Origin of the sequence: Algicella marina (genome assembly GCF_009931615.1) — a bacterium.
Lineage (GTDB): Bacteria > Pseudomonadota > Alphaproteobacteria > Rhodobacterales > Rhodobacteraceae > Algicella > Algicella marina.
This window is the reverse complement of record NZ_CP046620.1, coordinates 3,696,780-3,716,677: the sequence shown is the minus strand read 5'-3', so window position 1 is coordinate 3,716,677 and position 19,898 is coordinate 3,696,780. Positions and strand designations below refer to the sequence as shown.

Here is a 19,898-nt window from a genome sequence, read left to right as displayed (position 1 = left end):
CGACCCGGCGTCGCCATGCTGGTCAGATCTTTTGGGGAATGCGCAGACCAAACCGCGGCAGGCGGAAGGATAGGCGCAAGGGGAACGCGAAGCCGGAGCTTCGTGGCGCCCGCGCCGGCGCGTCGGTAGACAGCGCCCGCAGATAATGCGCGGGATTGACCGGCACGCGGGGTCCGAACTCTCCGGATTGACGCAAATAGCTGGCCAGCGCGAAACGTTCTGCGCCCGCCATGTCGGCATGATGGCCAAGACGGTTCGCAGACAGATCCCGGAACTCGGATTGCAAATATGTGTGTAAATCGCTCATGGTCCCCTCCTGCGGGGCGAAAGGTTCGGATTGTCGAATGAAGAACGGCCGCCCTGTGGGCAGGCCTTACCGGGGCCCGCCGTCAGCGGTTGGTGTAGAAAATCCCCGGTAGCATCATTGACGACCCTCCTTTTGCATGAGTCGCGATTGACATACATCAAAGCGGGTTTGTTGTCAGCCTTTTATGTGGCACTACGCCCCGCAACGGCGGCGCAAAGCTGAAAAAACAGGAATCGCCATGACTGCTCACGACCCATTCGATGCCCGCAAAGCCAGCGCTTCCGCGTGGTTCGCGGACATCCGCAACCAGATCTGCGCTGCCTTTGAAGGCCTTGAGGACGCACAGGACGCGGGGCCGTTTTCCGACCTGCCAGCCGGACGATTCGAGCGCAAGGAAACCAGGCGCACCGGCGCCGAGGGGGAGGATGCGGGCGGCGGTGTCATGTCCGTGATGCGCGGTGGCCGGGTGTTCGAGAAGGTCGGCGTCAACATTTCCACCGTCCACGGCAAACTGGCGGAGCAGGCGCAACGCAGCCTGACGGCACGCAAGGAAATTCCCGGTCTCGCCGACGACCCGCGCTTCTGGGCCGCCGGCATAAGCCTCGTCGCCCACATGCAAAGCCCACACACCCCGGCCGTGCACATGAATACTCGGATGTTCTGGACGCCCGGCGCATGGTGGTTCGGCGGCGGCGCCGATCTGAACCCGATGATCGAAAACGAGGACGATACCGCGCATTTCCACGGCGTGCTGAAGTCCGCGTGCGACCGGCATGACGCCGACTATTATCCCCGCTTCAAAGCCTGGGCGGACGAGTATTTCCTGATCCGTCACTGGAACGAACCGCGCGGCGTCGGCGGCATCTTTTACGATGATCTCTGCACCGGCGACTGGGAAGCGGATTTCGCCTTTACCCAGGATGTTGGCCGCGCCTTCATCGACGCCTTCGTGCCGCTGGTGGACAGGCACATGCGCCGCGACTGGACGGATGCGGAACGTGAAATCCAGTTGGTGAAACGCGGTCGTTACGCCGAGTTCAATCTTGTCTACGACCGCGGCACCCAGTTTGGGCTGCAAACGGGCCACAACCCCGAGGCGGTGCTGATGTCGCTGCCACCGGTGGCCAAATGGCCCTGAAGGTCAGAGCTGCGCGGCCATGTAGCGGACGCCCGGAAGCGGGTTCTCGTAATAGGCCGGAATGTCGGTGAAGCCGAAGGCCTCGTATATGCGCTGGGCCCCCGCCATGAACGGCGCCGTGTCCAGCACGGCCCGCCGATAGCCCAACCCGCGCGCGGCCTCCAGAATCGCCGCCACCAGTGCCTTGCCCAGGGCGTGGCCCCGCGCCTCTGGCAGGACATAGAGCCGCTTCACCTCGCAGATGTCGCCATCCAGCGGTCGCACACCGATGCAGCCCCAGGCATCGCCATCCGGCCCTTCTGCCAGCAGCAACACACCGCCCGGCGGTGCATACCTGCCGGGCAGGCCCGCGACTTCCTCTTCGAATCCCTGAAAACAGAGCGAGAGGCCATGCTCGCGCTCCAGCCATTGCGCATAGGCCGTAAAAAGCCCGGCGATCCGCGCAAGATCGCCGGTGCCCTCCGCATGCCGGATCGTGAACACCATCATTTCCGTTCCTTCCGGCAGGTCTTGTCAGTAGAAGAATTCCTCGCGCCTGATCTTGCCCGCCGCGTCGATGGTGTAAAGACCGACCTCCTTCATCTTCTCGCGCTTGCCGGAGGATTTCTCCGTCGCGTCGATCTCGAAGATCACGGCGAACCTGTCGTCGCCGTGAAAATACGGCCCCTGCACATCACCGCCATGCACCTCGAAATTCTCGCTCCACCACAGGTGCTTGCCCTTGATCCCTTCCACGCCTTCCGTCTCCCTGCTGTCTGTTCCGGGCATCGCCATAGGCTCGACGGAAACAGCATCCGGCGCGTAAAGCTCCTCCAGCCCCTTCTCCTCTTGCCCCGTCCGGCAATACTCCACCAGCGTTTCCGCCGTTTGCTTCAATGCTTCCCTCGCCATATCGGCATCTCCATTTTGTTCATGGTTTGTTCACTATGCCACGCGACCCCGATTCGGGCAAAGCCCGTTCGCAACGAAGTCAGATCAGCGCATCCCGGACAAGATAGGCGACCCCCAGCAGGATCGTTCCCGCCATCACCAGGTTGAAGGCCCTCAGCCGTCCCGGTCTCGCCAGAACCCGCTGCATGGCATGGCCGAAGCCCGTCCAGCCGCTGGCGGAGGTAAGGCCGAGCGCGGCGGAGACAACGGCGACGATCAGCGAGTGCAGCAGCACGTGGTCCGGAGAGACGAAGACGGAGACAATCGAAATCGCCATGGCCCACGCCTTCGGGTTCACCCACTGAAACGCCGCGGCCTGCAGGAAAGTGAATGGTTGCGCCTCCCGATCCGCCCTGCTGGCGGAAGCCATGGTTGCGATCTTCCAGGCCACCCACAGCAGCAAGGCAATGCCGATGATGCGCAGCAAGTCCTTCAAAACGGGGAACGCCTCGAACACGAAGCCGAGCCCCAGACCGACGCAGAAGATCATCACCGGGAACCCCAGTGCCACGCCCAGCAGATGCGGCACCGTCCGGCGAAAACCGAAGGTGGCCCCAGAGGCGGCGAGCATGGCGTTGTTCGGCCCCGGCGTCCAGACGGAGGCGGCGAAGATCCCGGCGAGGGTGAGAAGCGTTTCAGGGTGCATCGGAGAACTCACGGAAAGGTCAGCGTTGCAGACCCTTTCAGACACCCCCATCTCTGTCAATCACCAGCAGCGCATCCCGATCGGGCCGAAAATCCTCGGCAATCCACAGCGCCTCCAGACGCCTCAAGGCTGCTCCCAGCGCTTGCCCCTGCCCATATTTCGCCAACAGGTCTTCGGCGGCAAGGGGGAAACGCTGGCCCTCACCCAACGCGATCCGCGCCTGCCAGTCGGGCGGCATGGCGCCGAGGCCGGCGCCGCGCACAAGGGCGGCATCCTCCGCCGCCGCGCGGCCGTGTCTGTAGGCCAGTTCGGCCAGCGGCGTATCCGCCCGCAAGGCATCGGCCAACACCGCAAGCTCCCGCGCTTCGGCCTTCGACAACCGCAGGGCCTCCGTCCTGTCTTCCAGGCCCAATACCGCGAGTCGTCGCTGCCATCGCGGCCCCGCCCCGGCCTCCGTCTCCAGATGCACCAGCGGCGGCAGAAAGCGCGGCTCCGCGCCCGGCAGCAACAGCGGCAGGAGGCCGGAAATCGCCATGGCCGAAACCGACGGCGCGGGGTCGGGCGCGGCCAGAAGCTTGCGCATCTCCGCTCCCACCCGTTCCGCAGAAAGCCTCGGGATGCCGTCGAGGTTGGCAGCAACAGCCGCCATGCCGTCGGGGTCCAGCCCCTGCCCGGCATCGCCGTACCAGGCGTAGAAACGGAAGAACCGCAGGCTGCGCAGGTAATCCTCGCGAATGCGCCGGGACGGATCACCGATGAAGCGCACCAGCCCGGCGGCAAGATCTTCCAACCCACCCTCCGGGTCCGTCAACTCGCCGTCTGCCGCGGCATACAGCGCATTCATCGTGAAATCCCTGCGGGCGGCATCCTCCGCCAGGCTGTCGCTAAAGGCCACTGTCGCCCGGCGACCATCTGTCGAAACATCGCGGCGATACGTCGTCACCTCAAACCGCATGTCATCCGCGATGACGGTCACCGTACCGTGGGCAATACCGGTGGGCACGGTGCGCAGGCCCGCGGCCTCGGCCAGCGCCTGTACTTCCTCGGGCGGCAACGGAGTGGCGATATCGATGTCGGCGGCGTCCCTGCCCAGCACCGCGTCGCGCACGCAGCCGCCGACGAAGTGGAACCGCCCGTGCAGCGCCGCTGCAACAGCCCGGGTCGCCGATCTGTCCAGCCATGACGGGGCAATGCGCATCACGCCACCCCCAGGTGGTCGGCGAAGCCCTTCAGCATCCGCGCTGTCGCCCCCCAGACATAATAGGGGCCATAGGGAATGACGTAGTAGCGCCGCTCCGTACCCTGCCACACGCGCGACTGGATCTGCAGATTGGCGGGGTCCAGCAGAAAGGACAGCGGCACCTCGAAGATCTCCTCGACTTCTCCCTCTTCGGGCACGCCGACAAAATCCGCCGGAATTCTGGCAACGATCGGAGTGACGCGAAACCGTGTCACGGTGTGATGCGGCGCGAGCGTGCCCAGGATGTCGGTCTCGGCAGCGCTCAGCCCGATCTCCTCTTCCGCCTCGCGCAGGGCAGCCGCGGCCGCCGACCCGCCGTCGTCATCGTCGATCTTGCCACCGGGAAAGGCGATCTGACCGGGGTGGTGGCGCAGGTGTCGCGACCGCCGCGTCAGCACAACCTGCAATCCATCCGGCCCCTGCCGCAGCGGCACCAGCACGGCGGCCGGGCGCAGCGCCTCCTCCGGCAGGCTCTTGAGCCCCGGGATCAGATCGAAATCGGAAGAGGCCTGCGCAGCCGGGCGTTCCAGCCGCCGCGCAAGCTCCGCATAGGTGAGCCGTTGGATATCCATCGCCGCGAAGATGGCCATGCCGGTGCGGGAGGGCAAGGGAAGATCGCAGGAAAGCGGCGGCCGTAAAGTGGCCGCCGCCCGCCGTTCTACTTTTCTGCCTCAAATCCCAGCGTCTTCGGGTCGAACTCGTAATGCGCACCGCAGAACTGGCAATCCGCCGTCACCCGGCCATCGTCGTTGGTCATGTGACCGATGTCCTTGGCCGAGTAGATCGACATCGACTGGATCACCTTCTCCGGCCCGCAGGTACAGCCGAACTCCACCGGCTGGGCTTCGTAGACCCGCGGCGTCTCTTCGTGGAACAGACGCAGCAGCAACTGGTCGGGGCTGACATGGGGACCGATGAGTTCGGTCTCCTCCACTGTTTCCAGCAGCGTCGTTGCCCGCACCCAATTCTCCTCGTCATCCCCGTCCAGCATGTCGGAAGCCGCAAGCAGGCCTTCCTCACCCGTCGCCTCTTTCTTGGCAAAGGGCGAAGCCTTGGGCATGTGCTGGAGCATCACGCCCCCGGCACGCCATTGCTCCTCGCCTCCCGGTTCCGCGGCCACACCCATGGCCAGTGCGAACTGGGTTGCCAACTGTTCCGACTGGGCAAAATAGGTCTCGGCGCAGGAGGCCAGCGAACCACCCGCAAGCGGCGTGATCCCCTGATAGGGCGTGGTGCCCTGACCCTGGTCTATCAGGATCGCAAACATGCCCTTGCCCACCATCTCGAACGGGGTCTGGCCTTCACCCTCCGCCAGACGGTTCTCGTCGAAGCCCGCATAGGCGCGCAGACGCGCCGGCCGCCCCTCCTTCGTCGGACCGAAATAGTCGGTCGCGATCAGCCGGATCGGCCCGTCGCCGCGAATCTGCAGCGACAGCTTCCAGCGCAGATCTATGGTCTGGCCGATAAGACCCGTCAGCAACACCGCTTCGGCAACCAGTGCCGCGACAGGCGCCGGATAGTCATGCTGCGAAAGGATCTTTTCCAGCGTCTCGTCCATCCGCGCCACCCGGCCGCGAATGTCCGCGCGGTCGAGCTGGAAGGGCAGAACGGTATCGTCCCATCTGTCTGTATGCTGGTTCATGGCTGTCTCCACTGGCTCCGTGGCCTCAAGCCGCATCACATAAGCGCTCCCCCCGTGAATGCAAACCCCGGCCGATTGCGGCGTGCATTCCGCCGTGAAGTATGGCACCCGAAAGCCCATGAGACGTTTCGGAGAGCCGCCCTTCCGCCACCAGCGCTACACCGCCCGACCGGGGGCATACGCGGTGATTCTGCGCGGCGACCGCATCCTCGTGACGGAACAGGATGGCGACCGTCTGCCCGAACCCGAAATCCAGTTGCCCGGTGGCGGCATCGACCCCGGCGAAAGCCCTGTCGGTGCCCTGCACCGCGAAGCGCTGGAGGAAACCGGCTACCGCCTGTTCGGTCTGCGCCGCCTCGGCACCTACCAGCGATTCACCTACATGCCCGACTACGATCTTTGGGCACAGAAGATCTGCCACATCTACCTCGCCGCCGCCGGCCCACGCCACGGCCCGCCACGGGAGCCGGATCACCGGCCGCTCTGGATGTCACCGGCAGACGCCGTGGCCCGGCTCTACAGCCCCGGCGATCAGTTCTACGTCCGCCGCGCCACGCGGCGATGATCCTCAGGCTTGCGCCAGCAGGAACGACAGGCCGCCAAGGGCGAATGACACGAGCATCGCCAGCCACGCTCCGGTCGCCATCAGCGCCTGCCCGTGGCTCATCGGCCGCATCCGGTGCCGCCCGTGGCCGATCTGCCGCAGCGCCTGAAACGAGAACAGGGCAAGGATGAAGATGAACAGCGAAAACCGCAGGATCGCCAGCAACAGGATCACCCCTGTCATCGCGAACAGGACATAGCGGGCAATCGCTGGCGCATAACGCCCGAAGATCAGCCAGAAGATCTTGCCGCCGTCGAGCGGGTAAATCGGCAGCAGGTTGAAGAAGTTCAGTCCGCCCGTAAAGGCCGCAAGGTAATAGAGGAACTGGCCGACATGCGGGATATAGGCCAGCTCTGTCTGCAGCAGCATCCATGCCGCTGCCATCAACCCGAGGCAGATGCCCGGCCCCATGATGGTAATGTAGAGGTCATGCAGGTCGCTGGCAGGGCTCTTGCGGGAAATGGCAACGCCACCGATCAGGGGAATCAGCCGGAACGTCGCGTCCGGGTGGCCAGCCACGCGAAAAGCGGCAACATGCCCGTATTCGTGAATGGCGATCGTGAGTGACAGCGCCAGCCCGCCCTCGATGCCGAAAAACCAGATTGCGGCGCCGACGGCCAGGATTCCCGTGAACAGGGCATTGCCCTCGGGTCGCATATCCATTTGCGCCAGCCGCTGCCGCCAGCCTCCGCGCAGCACGGCCCATGTCAGCGCGGTGACACCCGCCAACAGTACCCAGGCCAGCGTCACAGAGTTTCGGCCAACGCCACGCCCGTGATGTGATAACCGCCGTCAACGAAGATATTCTCACCCGTCGTGCAGGCACTCAGGTCGGAAAGCAGATAGACAGCCGCACCGCCAACGGCCTCCAGCGTCGCGTTGGAGCGCAGCGGGGCGTTCACTTCGCAATGCTTGTAGACCCGGCGCGCACCGCCGATGGCCGCGCCAGCCAGCGTGCGCATCGGTCCCGGGCTGATGGCGTTGATGCGAATGCCGTCAGGACCGAGATCATTGGCAAGATAGCGCACCGCGCTTTCCAGCGCCGCCTTGGCCACGCCCATGACGTTGTAGTTCGGCGTGATCCGCTGCGAACCCATATAGGTCAGCGTGATGATCGAACCGCCCTCCTTCATCAGAGGTGCCGCCCTGCGCGTGAGATCGACGAGAGAATAACAGGAGATATCCAGAGAGTTCAGGAAGTTGGCGCGAGTCGCATTGACGAACCGCCCTGTCAGCTCCGACTTGTCGGAAAAGGCGATGGCGTGAACCAGAAAATCGATTCCGCCCCACTCTTTCTCCAGCGTCGCGAACAGCGTGTCCAATGAGGCGTCGTCCTGCACGTCGGCCGGCAGCACGAGGCTGGCGCCAAGACTTTCTGCCAGCGGCTGCACGCGCCGTCCGAACCCTTCGCCCTGATAGGTGAAGGCCATCTCCGCCCCCTCGGCAGCCAACGCCTGCGCGATTCCCCATGCGATGGATTTCTCGTTCGCGACGCCCATTACGAGGCCGCGTTTGCCTTTCATCAGATCTGCCATGGGATCAATCCTGGTACCGGCTCAGGGCGAGCGTTGCGTTGGTTCCGCCAAAGCCGAAACTGTTTGAAAGAATGGTGTCGTGCGCCACGCCGTCGACGCGCTCCAGCGCGATCTCCTCCGGCTTCAGGGCAGGGTCGAGTTCGGTGATATGCGCACTCGCGGTGATGAAATCGTTCTGCAGCATCAGCAGGCAGTAAATTGCCTCCTGCACGCCGGTCGCGCCGAGGGAATGACCCGTCAGGGACTTGGTCGAGGAGATCAGGGGCGTCTGACCCTCGCCGAAAATCCGCCGGACGGCCTCGACTTCGCCCACATCGCCCACCGGCGTCGAGGTGCCGTGACTGTTGATATAGGTTACCTTCCGGTCGCCGATGGTGCCCAGCGCCAGCCGCATGGAACGCTCTCCCCCCTCACCGGAGGGGGCGACCATGTCGTAGCCGTCGGACGTGGCGCCGTAGCCGGTGACCTCGGCGTAGATCTTCGCACCGCGTGCCTTCGCATGCTCCAGTTCCTCCAGCACGACGACACCGCCGCCGCCGGCGATGACAAATCCGTCGCGGGTGGCGTCATAGGCGCGGGATGCGGTGGAAGGGGTGTCGTTGTATTTAGAACTCATCGCCCCCATCGCATCGAACAGGCACGAAAGCGTCCAGTCCAGCTCCTCGCCGCCGCCGGCAAAGACGATGTCCTGCTTGCCCATCTGGATCTGCTCGACCCCGTTGCCGATGCAATGGGCGGAGGTGGAGCAGGCGGACGTGATCGAATAGTTGACACCCTTGATCTTGAATGGTGTCGCAAGACAGGCGGAATTGGTCGAACTCATGCCCTTGGTCACACCGAAGGGGCCGATCCGTTTGGGGCTGCCTGTTTCACGCACGATGTTGTGGGCGCGAAAGAAACTCTTGGTAGAAGGTCCGCCGGACCCCATCACCAGCCCCGTCCGCTCGTTGGAGACATCGCTGTCTTCCAGGCCGCTGTCTGCAATCGCCTGCTCCATGGCGATGAAGTTGTAGGCCGCGCCATCACCCATGAAGCGCAGGTTGCGCTTGTCGATGTGTTCGGTGATGTCGATGTCCGGCTGACCGTGAACCTGGCTGCGGAAGCCGTGCTCCGCGTAGTCCTCGGCGAAACTGATGCCCGACTTGCCCTGTTTCAGGGACGCCAGGACCGCTTCGGCCGAATTCCCGATCGAAGAAACGATCCCCAATCCCGTGATGACGACGCGCTTCATGACCGCACCTCCCCTTGCTTTCTGATCGCACTCCGCCCGAGTACGTTTGATCTCTTGGCCGGTATTACAAGAGTTTTTGCCTCCGGCGGGGATATTTCGTGAAAGATGAAAGAGCGCATTGTCTTCACCCCTCGCCGAACACGTCCTGCAACGCCGTCAAAACCTATTCCTGAAACACGCCCACCTTCATGTCGGTGGCCGTGAAGATCGTCTCGCCGTCCGCCTTCACGAGCCCGTTCGCGAGGCCGAGCTTGAGTTTGCGGTCGATGACACGGGTAAAATCGACTTCATAGGTCACCAGTTTCGTCGTCGGCACCACCATGCCGGTGAACTTGACCTCGCCGACGCCGAGTGCCCGGCCCTTGCCCTGCATGCCGCGCCATCCGAGGTTGAAGCCGGTCAACTGCCAGAGCGCATCGAGGCCGAGGCAACCGGGCATCACCGGATCACCGAGGAAATGGCATTCGAAGAACCAGAGGTCCGGGCGAATGTCGAATTCGGCAATCACGTGGCCCTTGCCGGTACTGCCGCCGTCGGCGGATATTTCCGTGACGCGGTCCATCATCAGCATCGGCGGCGCCGGCAGTTGCGGATTGCCCGGGCCGAAAAGCTCGCCCCGCGCGCATTCCATCAGGCCCTCGAAATCAAAACTGGTCGGTCTCTCTGCCATGCTGTGCGTCTTCCTGTCCCGGCCTCTTTGCACGCCTTTCTGCGTTTCGCCTCTCCTATCAGACGCGGTGGAACAGGTGCAAGCCTTCCGAAACCGGCGTGCGGCCATGCCACGCAGGCGAAAAATCCGCGCGGGGACTCGCCAAAGCCCGGCCAAGCACGTTATATCTTGCGCCATGAGTGATGCCGCATCTGATTTGAACGATCCGAAAACCCGCGCGGCCGCATGGCTGACGGAGGCGGGTCTGCGACCCACGCGCCAGCGCCTGACGCTTGCCGCGCTGCTGGTGGGCGACGGCCGCAACCGGCACGTCACCGCCGAGAGCCTGCACGAAGCCGCCGGAGAGAGTGACGAGGCCGTATCGCTGGCGACCGTCTACAACACGCTGCGCGCCTTCTGCGATGCCGGTCTGATGACGGAAGTCACGGTCGACGGCAACCGGTCCTACTTCGACACACGCACCGATGATCATCCCCACTACTACTGGGAAGAGGATGGTCGCATCACCGATGCGCCGGTGGACAGCGTGCGGATCGAGGCGCTGCCGACACCGCCTGAAGGCTGCGAGATCGCCAAGGTCGATGTCGTGATCCGCCTTCGCAAAACCCGTTGACCGCCCGGACATGAGCACAGCCCTTCTTCACCACGCCGATTGCCTCGGCCACGTCACACCGTATGGCCACCCCGAACAGGTTGCCCGCCTCGAATATGTAAGCAGGGCGCTGTCCACGGATGAATTCGCCCCGTTGGTGCGCGTCGAGGCGCCGCTAGGCGAGGACGCGCATCTCCTGCTTGCGCATCCGCAGGCCTATGTCACCGCGATCCGCAACGCCGCGCCTGCGGACGAGACCATCTCGCTCGATCCCGACACGCACATGTCGCCCGGCAGCCTGAACGCGGCGCTCCGCGCCGTCGGTGCCAATGTGAAAGCCGTGGACATGGTGCTGGATGGCGAGGTCGGCAACGCATTCTGCGCCACCCGACCGCCCGGCCACCATGCGGAAAAACAGACGCCGATGGGCTTTTGCCTGTTCGGCAATGCCGTGATCGCCGCCCGCCACGCGCTGCGGGCCCATGGCCTTTCCCGCGCCGCGATCATCGACTTCGACGTGCACCACGGCAACGGCACGCAGGATCTCGTCTGGGACGACGCCGACATCCTGTTCGCCTCCTCGCACCAGAGCCCGCTCTACCCCGGTTCCGGCAAGCCGGAGGAGCAGGGCGCGCACGGCCAGATCGTCAACGTGCCCCTGCCACCCAACTCCGACGGCACGCTCTTCCGCAAATCCTATGAGAGGATCGTCTTTCCTGCCGTCGAGGCCCACAAGCCCGAGATCATCATCATCTCCGCCGGCTTCGATGCGCACCGCGACGATCCACTGGCCAATCTCAACCTGATCGAGGAAGATTTCGCCTGGGCAACGCGGGAAATCTGCAGGCTGGCGGATGGGCTCTGCGGCGGCCGCGTTGTCTCCACTCTCGAAGGCGGCTACGATCTCGATGCGCTGGCAAGTTCCGCTGCCGCGCATGTCCGCACACTGATGGAGGCCGCCAAGTGACTGACACACCGATTGCAGAGATGACCTTCGAGGACGCAATGGCCGCACTGGAGGATGTCGTCTCGCAACTGGAATCCGGATCCGTCCCGCTGGAGGCGTCAATTGCACTCTATGAGCGTGGCGCCGAACTGAAGAAGCATTGTGAAGCCAAGCTTGCCGCCGCCGAGGAAAAGGTCGCCCAGATCACGCAGGGGCCGGATGGCAAGGCGACGGGCACGAAACCACTCTCCGTGGATTGACGGCCCGTGCTGCACGCCGGCGCCGTAACACCGAAAACAAGAGCGGATGCGATGGATACCGAGACGCTCCATTTCCACGCGCTGTTGAGCCAGGTCGCAACCGCTACCGAGGAGGCGCTGGAGGCGTTGCTGCCGCCGGCTTCCAGCCCGCTGACGGAAGCCATGCGCTATGCAACGCTGTCCGGCGGCAAGCGCATGCGCGCCTTTTTCGTGATCGAGACCTGCAACATGTTCCACGTACCGCCAACGCAGGCCGTTCGCGCGGCGGCGGCGGTGGAATGCCTGCACGCCTATTCGCTGATCCATGACGATCTGCCGGCGATGGATGATGACGACCTGCGCCGCGGCAAACCCACCGTGCACCGGAAATGGGACGATGCCACCGCCATCCTCGCCGGAGACGCGCTCCAGACCATCGCCTTCGAGATTCTCGCCGCACCCAAGACGGCCCCGGACCCGGCGGTCCGGCTGAAGCTGATCACCCGGCTGGCAGAAGCCGCCGGCGCGCGCGGCATGGTCGGCGGCCAGATGCTCGACATCCTGGCCGAGACCCGCCGCACGCCGCTCAGCCTTGAGGAGATCACCGACCTGCAGGCGCTCAAGACCGGGGCACTCATTTCCTGGTCGGTCGAGGCAGGCGGCATCCTCGGGAAATCCAACACGGATGCTCTGGCAGTCTATGCGGAGGCGGTGGGGCTGGCGTTCCAGATCCAGGATGACATTCTCGACGTAACCGGCACCGCCGAAACCACCGGCAAGGCCACCGGCAAGGATGCCGAGGCGGGCAAGGCGACCTTCGTATCCCTGCTGGGCCTCGACGCCGCCCGTAAAAAAGCGCAAGACCTTGTCAGCGAAGCCTGCGATGCACTGGCGCCCTACGGATCCGCCGCCTCCGGGCTGCGGCGTGCGGCGCAATATATCGTCGCCCGCGAAAACTGAAGGAAACGTGGCCATCGGGCCGGGAAAGACACGCAATGACGCCAGACCAAGCCACACCGCTGCTCGACCGGGTGAACCTGCCCTCGGACCTGAAGGGGTTCTCGGATACGGAATTGCGTCAGATCGCGGATGAGCTGCGGCATGAGACCATTTCTACGGTGGCGGAAACCGGCGGTCATCTCGGCGCCGGCCTTGGCGTCGTCGAACTGACAGTCGCACTTCATGCCGTGTTCAACACCCCACGCGACAGGTTGATCTGGGATGTCAGCCACCAGTGCTATCCCCACAAGATACTCACCGGACGGCGCCCGCGGGCAAAAACCCTGCGCAAGGGCGGCGGCCTGTCCGGCTTCACCAAGCGCAGTGAAAGTCCCTACGATCCGTTCGGCGCGGCCCATTCCTCAACGTCCATTTCCGCCGCGCTCGGCTTTGCCGTCGCGCGCGACCTCGGTGCCAGTCCCGAGCACGGCCTTGGCGACGTCATCGCCGTTATCGGCGATGGCGCGATCTCGGCCGGAATGGCCTACGAGGGTCTGAACAACGCGGGCCACCTGAAAAAGCGGATGATCGTCATCCTCAACGACAACGAGATGTCCATTGCGCCACCGACCGGTGCGATGTCTTCCTACCTCTCGCGCCTCTACGCCGGCGCGCCGTTTCAGGAGTTCAAGGCCGCCGCCAAGGGCGCGGTGTCGCTGTTGCCCGAACCCTTCCAGGAAGGGGCCCGCCGGGCCAAGGAGCTGGTCAAGTCAGTCACCGTTGGCGGCACCTTGTTCGAGGAACTGGGCTTTTCCTACATCGGCCCGATCGACGGCCATGATATGGAGCAGTTGCTGAACGTACTCCGCACCGTCAAGGCCCGCGCTGACGGCCCGGTGCTGATCCACGCAATCACCCGCAAGGGCAAGGGCTATGCCCCGGCGGAACAGGCGAAGGACAAGGGCCACGCCACCGCGAAATTCGACCCCGCGACAGGTGAACAGAAAAAGGCCCCCTCCAACGCGCCGTCCTATACCCGCGTCTTCGCCGACTACCTGATACGTGAGGCCGAGGCCGATCCGCTGATCACCGCCGTCACCGCCGCGATGCCTTCCGGCACCGGCCTCAACCTGTTCGCGGAACGGTTCCCTGATCGCACATTCGATGTCGGCATCGCCGAACAACATGGCGTCACTTTCTGCGCCGGAATGGCTGCCGGCGGGCTGAAACCGTTCTGCGCACTCTATTCCACGTTTCTGCAACGTGGCTACGACCAGGTTGTCCACGACGTCGCGATCCAGCGCCTGCCGGTGCGCTTCGCCATCGATCGTGCCGGACTGGTCGGTGCCGACGGTCCCACCCACGCAGGCAGCTTCGACATCGCCTTTCTCGCCAACCTGCCGGACTTCGTAGTCATGGCCGCGGCGGACGAGGCGGAACTGGCGCATATGGTCGCCACCGCCGCCAGTATCGACGACCGCCCGTCAGCCTTCCGCTTTCCGCGCGGCGAGGGTGTCGGCGTCGAGATGCCCGAACGCGGCACACCGCTGGAAATTGGCAAAGGGCGTATCGTGCGCGAGGGCAGCCGCGTTGCCATCCTGTCTTTCGGTGCCCGGTTGTCGGAATGCCTCAGGGCCGCCGAGAATCTGGCGGCGCGCGGCATCACCCCGACAATCGCCGACGCCCGCTTCGCCAAACCGTTGGACCAGAACCTGATCCGCGATCTGGCGACCAACCACGAGGCGCTCATCACCATCGAGGAAGGTGCCGTTGGCGGCTTCGGCTCCCACGTCGCCCAGTTCCTCTCTGACGAAGGCCTTCTCGACACTGGCCTGAAATTCCGCTCGATGGTCTTCCCCGACACGTTCATTGATCACGACAGCCCGGCGTCGATGTATGCGGCCGCCGCCATGAACGCACCCGACATCGAGGCAAAGGTGCTGAAGGTACTGGACATCGCCAGCCTCGCGGCCGAACGACGGGCCTGATGCCGCCTCCGTCCCGCCGCTGACGCGCTGTTTCGGCTTCGACCCGGCGATGGGAGAGCGGATGGTCGCAGCGCGGCCCGGTTCCTAGACAATTTAACCCGAGCTACCCTCCAAATAAAAAAGGCGCCCCGAAACCGGGACGCCCTTCATTGTGCCTGCAGGCCGGATCAGCGCGGCGTGATGATGATTTCTACGCGGCGGTTCTGGGCGCGGCCCTCGGCGTTGCCGTTGGACGCCAGCGGCTGAGTCTCGCCACGGCCGAAGGCCACGATACGGCCACCCGGTACGCCACCCTGACGCAGCAGCGAGGCAACGGCGCTTGCACGACGCTCCGACAAGCCCTGGTTGAAGCTGGCCGTGCCGGTGTTGTCGGTATGGCCGATAACCTGAACCGTGTTGTTCGGATACTGCTGAAGGTTGCGAGCGATGGCGAGGATGTCATCCTGAATGGACGGACGTACGTTGGCGCTCTCCGTCGCGAAGGTGATGGCCTCCGGCATACGGACGATCAGCTGATCGCCGGTGTTGATGATGCGCGCGCCGGAACCGCCGATATCACGCTCCAGATCGCGGGCCTGGCGGTCAAGAACGTTGCCGATGCCGGCACCGACCGCTGCACCGGCGATACCGCCGATGACGGCACCCTTCTTGTCGTCGCCGGAAACGATTGCACCCGTTGCTGCGCCGAGCAGGCCGCCGATGGCAGCGCCTGTCCCGGTCCGGTTCTGGGAGCCGTCTGGGTTCGTACAGGCCGCGAGGCCGAAGCCGGTTGCGGCGATCAGAATGATTGGGCGCGTAAAGCTAGCCATTTTTGTACCCTTGTTGGTTTTGGTCATATGGTTTGCGTTTGCTTAACCGTACCGGAACGCGGAACCAATGGAAAAGGTTGCATCATCACGCACTGGTGCGCCTATAGGCGGTTTCTTACCGATGATTTCAGATGCGCGCCGGCGGCTTTACCCCGCTTCCAGCCGCGCCGCTTCCCACGCCAGCATCGCCCGCTTCACCGGCAGCCCCCAGTGATAGCCACCCAGCCCTCCGGATTTGCGTAACGCGCGGTGGCAGGGGATCAGCCAGCTCACGGGGTTGCGGCCCACCGCCGTGCCGACGGCCCGCACCGCCTTCGGATGACCGATCGCACCGGCAATTTCCGAGTAGGTCGTCACGTGGCCGGTGGGGATCAGCAAGAGCGCCTCCCAAACCTTGATCTGGAACGGCGCGCCGATCAGGTGGAGCGACGCCGCGCCTTCGGCACGAAACAGCGCCGCCGCCTGCGGCGCCACCGCAGCGCCGTCCTGCACGAACTCCGCCTTCGGCCAGCGTGCGGTCATATCTGCCAGTGTCGCCACCCGTCCCGTCTCCGAGGAGAACCCCAGCCCGGCGATTCCCCGGTCGGTCACCATCAGCAGCGCCTCGCCGAAAGGCGTCTCCACCCAGTCCCATCGCAGCGTCAGCCCTGCACCGCCCTGCGCGTATTCGCCCGGCGTCATCGCTTCCCAGCGCAGAAACAGGTCATGCAACCGGCCTGTGCCCGAAAGCCCCGTTTCCGCCGCCGTGTCGAGCAGGGTAAACCGCTCCGCCAGCAGTGTCTTGGCATGATCGAGCGTCAGGTACTGCTGGTAGCGTTTCGGGCTGACGCCCACCCACTGGCTGAAGATGCGCTGGAAATGCGCCGGAGACAGCCCAGTCGCCGCCGCCACATCCTCCAGCGTCGGCTGCGCATTGCGCTCCGCGCCGATATAGTCGATCGCCCGGGCCATGACGCCGTAATGATAGCTTGGTGTCTCCGACATCTTCACTCCTCCGAAAGCCCGAACATCATCCCGCAGCCACCGCCTGCGCACCACCCGTTTCCTGCGCAAATCGCCCCCTGTGCCTCCAGCGGGAAACGGTACGAAAAAAACTGTGCCGTCAGTGCAAAAAACATTTGCACGATTCACCCACTTGCCCCATATGCGCGATTGACGCCCTAGCACGCGCCTCTGGCCGAATACGTGTTAACAGCACCGTGTTTATGTAGCGACGAAAAGCGTCCTCGTTTCGTCTACCCCGGAACATTCCGGCCCAATTGCGTTCACGCACCGAGGATACTCATAATGTTTGCTGAAACTGCCCTTATGCCGGCGGCGATTGCTGCTGCCCGCCGTCCCTTCACCAACTCCGCCGCGCCGGAGCGCCTGCGGGCGTTCCTCGACAGCGCCACGTTCGCACGGCCGACGCTTGTTCTCGATATCGAGAAAGTGGCCGAAAACTACCGTGCCCTGAAAGCCGGCCTCGGAAAGACCCACATCCACTACGCGGTGAAAGCGAATCCGGAACGCGCGGTTCTGGAGGCGCTGGTCGCCGAAGGCTCGCGCTTCGATGCCGCCTCGCGTCAGGAAATCGCGCTCTGCCGCGCCGCCGGTGCGCAGCCGCAGGACATTTCCTTCGGCAACACCGTCAAGAAGCCGCTCGATATCGCCTGGGCCTTCGCCGAAGGCATCGACCTGTTCGCCGCGGACAGCGCCGAAGAGCTGGAGAAGATCGCGGCCCATGCCCCGGGCACCCGCGTCTACATCCGCTTCCTCGTCGAGAACTCCGAAGCCGACTGGCCGCTCTCACGCAAATTCGGCGTCCCCGCCGAGGGCGTGCTGGAATTGATGGATGTAGCCGTGGTACTGGGATTGCGCCCCGTTGGCATCTCCTTCCACGTCGGTTCCCAGACGCGCCGTGCAGCGATGTGGCGCCGCGTGCTGGAAGACGTGGCAAAAATCTGGCACGCAGCCGTGCGCAAGGGCCACGACCTCAGCCTGCTGAATATCGGCGGAGGTTTCCCGACCTACTATGGCGATCCGGTCGAAGACCCGGAAAACTACGGCCGCTCCGTGCGCGGCATGGTCGGAGAACTGTTTGGCCATGTCGATTACGTGATGGCGGAGCCGGGTCGCGGCCTCGTCGGCAATACCGGCGTGATCGCTGCCGAAGTCCTGCTGGTCGCCCGCAAACGGCCCAGCGACATCGCCCGCTGGGTGACGCTGGACATCGGCAAATTCTCCGGTCTCGCCGAGACGATGGACGAAGCCATCCGCTACCAGATCGAGACGACGGCAGACGGCGGCGAAATGGGCCCCTGCATCCTCGCGGGCCCGAGCTGCGACAGCGCCGACGTGCTCTACGAGAAGCGCCCGATGCAGCTTCCCGTGGCGTTGAAGGCAGGCGATCAGGTGCGCATTCTCGCCACCGGCGCCTATACCACAACCTATGCCTCGATCGGCTTCAACGGCTTCCCGCCGCTGGATGTGATCTGCATCTGATGGCTTCCGGGCGGCGCGGCAGGCGAGATTACCGCCGTGCCGCCCGCCCCGCCTCGACTCCCCAGCCGAGGCCGCTCTTCTTTCGGCCAATCCACCAGTCAAGTCTTACAATGCGGGCCGGGCGAGCGTCTGCCCGCGCGACGCCGTGCGCTGCATAAATAAACCGCGCTTATACCCGCCAAATCTCTCGACGTTCCCGGTATTCGCACCGGCAGCCAGGTGCAAACTGACGCCCTGTAGCGCTTCTCTCCTTAACCGCGTCATCCGCGCTCTTGATGCGCTTCCGAACCCATGCCAAGAACCCGCATGGCCAAGCAGCTTCCCTATGCCACGATCAAGGAAATCTTTACCCGGTTCCAGGCCGCAGAGCCGGAGCCGAAGGGTGAGCTTGAGCACGTGAACGCCTTCACGCTGGTCGTTGCCGTGGCGCTGTCCGCACAAGCCACCGACAAGGGCGTGAACAAGGCCACGCGCGGGCTCTTCGCGGTAGCGGATACGCCGCAGAAGATGCTGGCGCTCGGCCTCGAGGGCGTGACCGAGCACATCAAGACCATCGGGCTTTACCGCAACAAGGCCAAGAACGTCATCGCGCTCAGCCAAAGGATCATGGACGAGTTCGGTGGCGAGGTGCCCTCCTCCCGCGCGGCACTGGAATCCCTGCCGGGCGTCGGCCGCAAGACCGCCAATGTGGTGCTGAACATGTGGTTCCACCAGCCCACACAGGCCGTCGATACCCACATCTTCCGCTTCGGCAACCGCTCGGGGGTGGCCCCCGGCAAGGATGTCATTGCGGTGGAACGCGCGATAGAGGATCACATCCCCGCCGAGTTCCAGCGCCACGCGCACCACTGGATGATATTGCACGGGCGTTACATATGCCTCGCCCGCAAACCCCGCTGCGTCGATTGCCTCATCAGCGATCTTTGCGCCTTTGAGGAGAAAACCATATGAGCGAAACCTATGATGTGATCGGCATCGGCAACGCGGTGGTGGACGTTCTGTCCGCCGCCGATGACAATTTCCTCGACATCATGGGCATCGAGAAAGGCATCATGCAGCTGGTAGAGCAGACGCGGGCCGAAACGCTCTACGCTGCGATGGATGCGCGGCGGCAAGCCGCGGGCGGCTCGGTCGCCAACACGCTGGCGGGCCTCGGCATGCTTGGCCTGCGCACCGGCTTTATCGGCCGCGTCCGCGACGATGCCTTGGGGCGCTTCTATGCAGCCGAGATGGAGAAAGAGGGCACCAGTTTTCTCAACCCGCCGGTACCGCAGGGCGAATTGCCGACCTCGCGCTCTATGATCTTCATTACGCCGGATGGCGAACGCTCGATGAACACCTATCTCGGCATTTCCTCCGAAGTCGGCGGCGGCGACGTCGACGACACCGCCGTCAGCCGTTCCCGCATCCTGTTCCTGGAGGGCTACCTCTACGACAAGGACAAGGGCAAGGAAGCGTTCGAGCGTGCGGCCTCCGCCTGTCACGAAGGTGGCGGCAAGGCGGGCATCGCCCTGTCCGACCCGTTCTGCGTCGACAGGCACCGCCGGGATTTCCGCCGTCTCGTCACCACCCTCGACTATGTCATCGGCAACGCCGCCGAATGGAAATCGCTCTACCAGTGCGACGACCTGGATGAAGCGCTGGCCGCGGCCGCGCGCGATTGCCGCCTCGTTGTCTGCACCCATTCCGGCGAACCGGTGATCCTGATCGAAGACGAGACCCGTGTCGAAGTTCCGGTCACTCCCGCCACGCCCGTAGATGCCACCGGTGCGGGAGACCAGTTCGCTGCGGGCTTCCTCTACGGCTACGCCACCGGCCAGCCTTTGGCCGTGGCTGGAAAAATGGGCTGCGTCGCCGCCGCCGAGGTCATCGGCCACATCGGCCCCCGCCCCGAAGCAAATGTCCAGCACCTGTTCCGGCAGGCTGGCCTGATCTGAACCGCAATACGATCCGGGAGA

At 64.3% G+C, this 19,898-nt stretch carries 23 protein-coding genes; 10 read left to right on the top strand and 13 right to left on the bottom strand.

Annotation, left to right across the window (positions count from 1 at the left end; translation table 11 throughout):
- Positions 1–22: 22 nt before the first annotated feature.
- Positions 23–307: a hypothetical protein gene (locus GO499_RS18170; RefSeq protein ID WP_161863515.1), complete on the bottom strand. Its 285-nt coding sequence runs from the start codon at positions 305–307 to the stop codon at positions 23–25.
- A 238-nt stretch (positions 308–545) separates the two neighbouring features.
- Between GO499_RS18170 and hemF the strand changes: the two genes are divergently transcribed.
- Positions 546–1,445, top strand: coding sequence for an oxygen-dependent coproporphyrinogen oxidase (hemF, locus tag GO499_RS18165; protein WP_161863514.1), 900 nt, complete (start codon positions 546–548; stop codon positions 1,443–1,445).
- 3 nt (positions 1,446–1,448) lie between these two features.
- Here the strand turns inward: hemF and GO499_RS18160 are convergent, their stop codons facing one another.
- The 6 genes from GO499_RS18160 to hslO all read right to left on the bottom strand — a co-directional run bounded on the left by GO499_RS18160 (position 1,449) and on the right by hslO (position 5,903).
- Positions 1,449–1,934, bottom strand: coding sequence for a GNAT family N-acetyltransferase (locus tag GO499_RS18160; protein ID WP_161863513.1), 486 nt, complete (start codon positions 1,932–1,934; stop codon positions 1,449–1,451).
- Positions 1,935–1,958: 24 nt separating this feature from the next.
- Positions 1,959–2,336, bottom strand: a complete 378-nt coding sequence (locus GO499_RS18155) for a SnoaL-like domain-containing protein (RefSeq protein WP_161863512.1) — start codon at positions 2,334–2,336, stop codon at positions 1,959–1,961.
- Between the two features lie 79 nt (positions 2,337–2,415).
- Positions 2,416–3,021: a LysE family translocator gene (locus GO499_RS18150; protein WP_161863511.1), complete on the bottom strand. Its 606-nt coding sequence runs from the start codon at positions 3,019–3,021 to the stop codon at positions 2,416–2,418.
- Between the two features lie 37 nt (positions 3,022–3,058).
- Positions 3,059–4,219, bottom strand: coding sequence for a CCA tRNA nucleotidyltransferase (locus GO499_RS18145; protein WP_161863510.1), 1,161 nt, complete (start codon positions 4,217–4,219; stop codon positions 3,059–3,061).
- Positions 4,219–4,869 carry a CoA pyrophosphatase gene (locus GO499_RS18140; protein ID WP_284154805.1) on the bottom strand — a complete coding sequence of 217 codons (651 nt, stop codon included), beginning with the start codon at positions 4,867–4,869 and terminating at the stop codon, positions 4,219–4,221. Before GO499_RS18140 ends, GO499_RS18145 begins: the two co-directional genes overlap by 1 nt.
- A 50-nt stretch (positions 4,870–4,919) precedes the next feature.
- Positions 4,920–5,903: an Hsp33 family molecular chaperone HslO gene (gene hslO, locus GO499_RS18135; RefSeq protein ID WP_161863509.1), complete on the bottom strand. Its 984-nt coding sequence runs from the start codon at positions 5,901–5,903 to the stop codon at positions 4,920–4,922.
- A 118-nt stretch (positions 5,904–6,021) separates the two neighbouring features.
- On the opposite strand from hslO, the gene GO499_RS18130 reads away from it, so the two are divergent.
- Positions 6,022–6,468, top strand: coding sequence for an NUDIX domain-containing protein (locus GO499_RS18130; protein ID WP_161863508.1), 447 nt, complete (start codon positions 6,022–6,024; stop codon positions 6,466–6,468).
- 3 nt (positions 6,469–6,471) lie between these two features.
- On the opposite strand, the gene GO499_RS18125 is transcribed toward GO499_RS18130, so the two are convergent.
- The 4 genes from GO499_RS18125 to fabA all read right to left on the bottom strand — a co-directional run bounded on the left by GO499_RS18125 (position 6,472) and on the right by fabA (position 9,943).
- The gene (locus GO499_RS18125; RefSeq protein WP_161863507.1) at positions 6,472–7,257 is read right to left on the bottom strand and encodes a metalloprotease; all 786 of its coding nucleotides are present in this window, start codon (positions 7,255–7,257) and stop codon (positions 6,472–6,474) included.
- Positions 7,254–8,042, bottom strand: coding sequence for an enoyl-ACP reductase FabI (locus GO499_RS18120; protein WP_161863506.1), 789 nt, complete (start codon positions 8,040–8,042; stop codon positions 7,254–7,256). The genes GO499_RS18125 and GO499_RS18120 overlap by 4 nt, the downstream gene beginning before the upstream one ends.
- Before the next feature lie 4 nt (positions 8,043–8,046).
- Positions 8,047–9,273: a beta-ketoacyl-ACP synthase I gene (gene fabB / locus GO499_RS18115; RefSeq protein WP_161863505.1), complete on the bottom strand. Its 1,227-nt coding sequence runs from the start codon at positions 9,271–9,273 to the stop codon at positions 8,047–8,049.
- A 163-nt stretch (positions 9,274–9,436) separates the two neighbouring features.
- Positions 9,437–9,943, bottom strand: a complete 507-nt coding sequence (fabA, locus tag GO499_RS18110) for a bifunctional 3-hydroxydecanoyl-ACP dehydratase/trans-2-decenoyl-ACP isomerase (RefSeq protein WP_161863504.1) — start codon at positions 9,941–9,943, stop codon at positions 9,437–9,439.
- 175 nt (positions 9,944–10,118) lie between these two features.
- Between fabA and irrA the strand changes: the two genes are divergently transcribed.
- Genes irrA through dxs form a run of 5 tightly spaced genes read left to right on the top strand, consistent with a single transcriptional unit; the run spans position 10,119 to position 14,647 of the window.
- On the top strand, positions 10,119–10,556 hold the full coding sequence (gene irrA, locus GO499_RS18105; RefSeq protein ID WP_161863503.1) for an iron response transcriptional regulator IrrA: 438 nt from the start codon (positions 10,119–10,121) through the stop codon (positions 10,554–10,556).
- Positions 10,557–10,566: 10 nt separating this feature from the next.
- The gene (locus GO499_RS18100; protein WP_161863502.1) at positions 10,567–11,502 is read left to right on the top strand and encodes a histone deacetylase family protein; all 936 of its coding nucleotides are present in this window, start codon (positions 10,567–10,569) and stop codon (positions 11,500–11,502) included.
- Positions 11,499–11,741: an exodeoxyribonuclease VII small subunit gene (locus GO499_RS18095; RefSeq protein ID WP_161863501.1), complete on the top strand. Its 243-nt coding sequence runs from the start codon at positions 11,499–11,501 to the stop codon at positions 11,739–11,741. The genes GO499_RS18100 and GO499_RS18095 overlap by 4 nt, the downstream gene beginning before the upstream one ends.
- A gap of 51 nt (positions 11,742–11,792) precedes the next feature.
- Positions 11,793–12,680, top strand: coding sequence for a polyprenyl synthetase family protein (locus tag GO499_RS18090; RefSeq protein ID WP_161863500.1), 888 nt, complete (start codon positions 11,793–11,795; stop codon positions 12,678–12,680).
- A 35-nt stretch (positions 12,681–12,715) separates the two neighbouring features.
- On the top strand, positions 12,716–14,647 hold the full coding sequence (dxs, locus tag GO499_RS18085; protein ID WP_161863499.1) for a 1-deoxy-D-xylulose-5-phosphate synthase: 1,932 nt from the start codon (positions 12,716–12,718) through the stop codon (positions 14,645–14,647).
- Positions 14,648–14,814: 167 nt separating this feature from the next.
- On the opposite strand, the gene GO499_RS18080 is transcribed toward dxs, so the two are convergent.
- Both GO499_RS18080 and GO499_RS18075 read right to left on the bottom strand, forming a co-directional pair.
- On the bottom strand, positions 14,815–15,456 hold the full coding sequence (locus GO499_RS18080) for a YiaD family glycine zipper/OmpA-like lipoprotein (RefSeq protein WP_161863498.1): 642 nt from the start codon (positions 15,454–15,456) through the stop codon (positions 14,815–14,817).
- 147 nt (positions 15,457–15,603) lie between these two features.
- On the bottom strand, positions 15,604–16,440 hold the full coding sequence (locus GO499_RS18075) for a methylated-DNA--[protein]-cysteine S-methyltransferase (protein ID WP_161863497.1): 837 nt from the start codon (positions 16,438–16,440) through the stop codon (positions 15,604–15,606).
- Between the two features lie 324 nt (positions 16,441–16,764).
- Here GO499_RS18075 and GO499_RS18070 point away from each other — a divergent pair, with 324 nt between their 5' ends.
- The 3 genes from GO499_RS18070 (at position 16,765) to GO499_RS18060 (ending at position 19,877) form a co-directional block, all read left to right on the top strand.
- Positions 16,765–17,940, top strand: coding sequence for a type III PLP-dependent enzyme (locus tag GO499_RS18070; RefSeq protein WP_161864056.1), 1,176 nt, complete (start codon positions 16,765–16,767; stop codon positions 17,938–17,940).
- 306 nt (positions 17,941–18,246) lie between these two features.
- On the top strand, positions 18,247–18,891 hold the full coding sequence (gene nth, locus GO499_RS18065; RefSeq protein ID WP_161863496.1) for an endonuclease III: 645 nt from the start codon (positions 18,247–18,249) through the stop codon (positions 18,889–18,891).
- Positions 18,888–19,877 carry an adenosine kinase gene (locus GO499_RS18060; protein WP_161863495.1) on the top strand — a complete coding sequence of 330 codons (990 nt, stop codon included), beginning with the start codon at positions 18,888–18,890 and terminating at the stop codon, positions 19,875–19,877. Before nth ends, GO499_RS18060 begins: the two co-directional genes overlap by 4 nt.
- Positions 19,878–19,898: the final 21 nt, after the last annotated feature.

What these genes read in the sequence shown, in the direction of transcription:
- GO499_RS18150 (WP_161863511.1), bottom strand. Translation starts at nt 3,021, where the DNA reads ATGCACCCTGAAACGCTTCTCACCCTCGCCGGGATCTTCGCCGCCTCC.
- fabA (WP_161863504.1), bottom strand. Translation starts at nt 9,943, where the DNA reads ATGGCAGAGAGACCGACCAGTTTTGATTTCGAGGGCCTGATGGAATGC.
- GO499_RS18170 (WP_161863515.1), bottom strand. Translation starts at nt 307, where the DNA reads ATGAGCGATTTACACACATATTTGCAATCCGAGTTCCGGGATCTGTCT.
- GO499_RS18100 (WP_161863502.1), top strand. Translation starts at nt 10,567, where the DNA reads ATGAGCACAGCCCTTCTTCACCACGCCGATTGCCTCGGCCACGTCACA.
- irrA (WP_161863503.1), top strand. Translation starts at nt 10,119, where the DNA reads ATGAGTGATGCCGCATCTGATTTGAACGATCCGAAAACCCGCGCGGCC.
- nth (WP_161863496.1), top strand. Translation starts at nt 18,247, where the DNA reads ATGGCCAAGCAGCTTCCCTATGCCACGATCAAGGAAATCTTTACCCGG.
- GO499_RS18060 (WP_161863495.1), top strand. Translation starts at nt 18,888, where the DNA reads ATGAGCGAAACCTATGATGTGATCGGCATCGGCAACGCGGTGGTGGAC.
- GO499_RS18090 (WP_161863500.1), top strand. Translation starts at nt 11,793, where the DNA reads ATGGATACCGAGACGCTCCATTTCCACGCGCTGTTGAGCCAGGTCGCA.
- GO499_RS18070 (WP_161864056.1), top strand. Translation starts at nt 16,765, where the DNA reads ATGCCGGCGGCGATTGCTGCTGCCCGCCGTCCCTTCACCAACTCCGCC.
- dxs (WP_161863499.1), top strand. Translation starts at nt 12,716, where the DNA reads ATGACGCCAGACCAAGCCACACCGCTGCTCGACCGGGTGAACCTGCCC.
- GO499_RS18080 (WP_161863498.1), bottom strand. Translation starts at nt 15,456, where the DNA reads ATGGCTAGCTTTACGCGCCCAATCATTCTGATCGCCGCAACCGGCTTC.
- hslO (WP_161863509.1), bottom strand. Translation starts at nt 5,903, where the DNA reads ATGAACCAGCATACAGACAGATGGGACGATACCGTTCTGCCCTTCCAG.
- GO499_RS18155 (WP_161863512.1), bottom strand. Translation starts at nt 2,336, where the DNA reads ATGGCGAGGGAAGCATTGAAGCAAACGGCGGAAACGCTGGTGGAGTAT.
- GO499_RS18130 (WP_161863508.1), top strand. Translation starts at nt 6,022, where the DNA reads ATGAGACGTTTCGGAGAGCCGCCCTTCCGCCACCAGCGCTACACCGCC.
- hemF (WP_161863514.1), top strand. Translation starts at nt 546, where the DNA reads ATGACTGCTCACGACCCATTCGATGCCCGCAAAGCCAGCGCTTCCGCG.
- GO499_RS18120 (WP_161863506.1), bottom strand. Translation starts at nt 8,042, where the DNA reads ATGGCAGATCTGATGAAAGGCAAACGCGGCCTCGTAATGGGCGTCGCG.
- GO499_RS18160 (WP_161863513.1), bottom strand. Translation starts at nt 1,934, where the DNA reads ATGATGGTGTTCACGATCCGGCATGCGGAGGGCACCGGCGATCTTGCG.
- fabB (WP_161863505.1), bottom strand. Translation starts at nt 9,273, where the DNA reads ATGAAGCGCGTCGTCATCACGGGATTGGGGATCGTTTCTTCGATCGGG.
- GO499_RS18075 (WP_161863497.1), bottom strand. Translation starts at nt 16,440, where the DNA reads ATGTCGGAGACACCAAGCTATCATTACGGCGTCATGGCCCGGGCGATC.
- GO499_RS18145 (WP_161863510.1), bottom strand. Translation starts at nt 4,219, where the DNA reads ATGCGCATTGCCCCGTCATGGCTGGACAGATCGGCGACCCGGGCTGTT.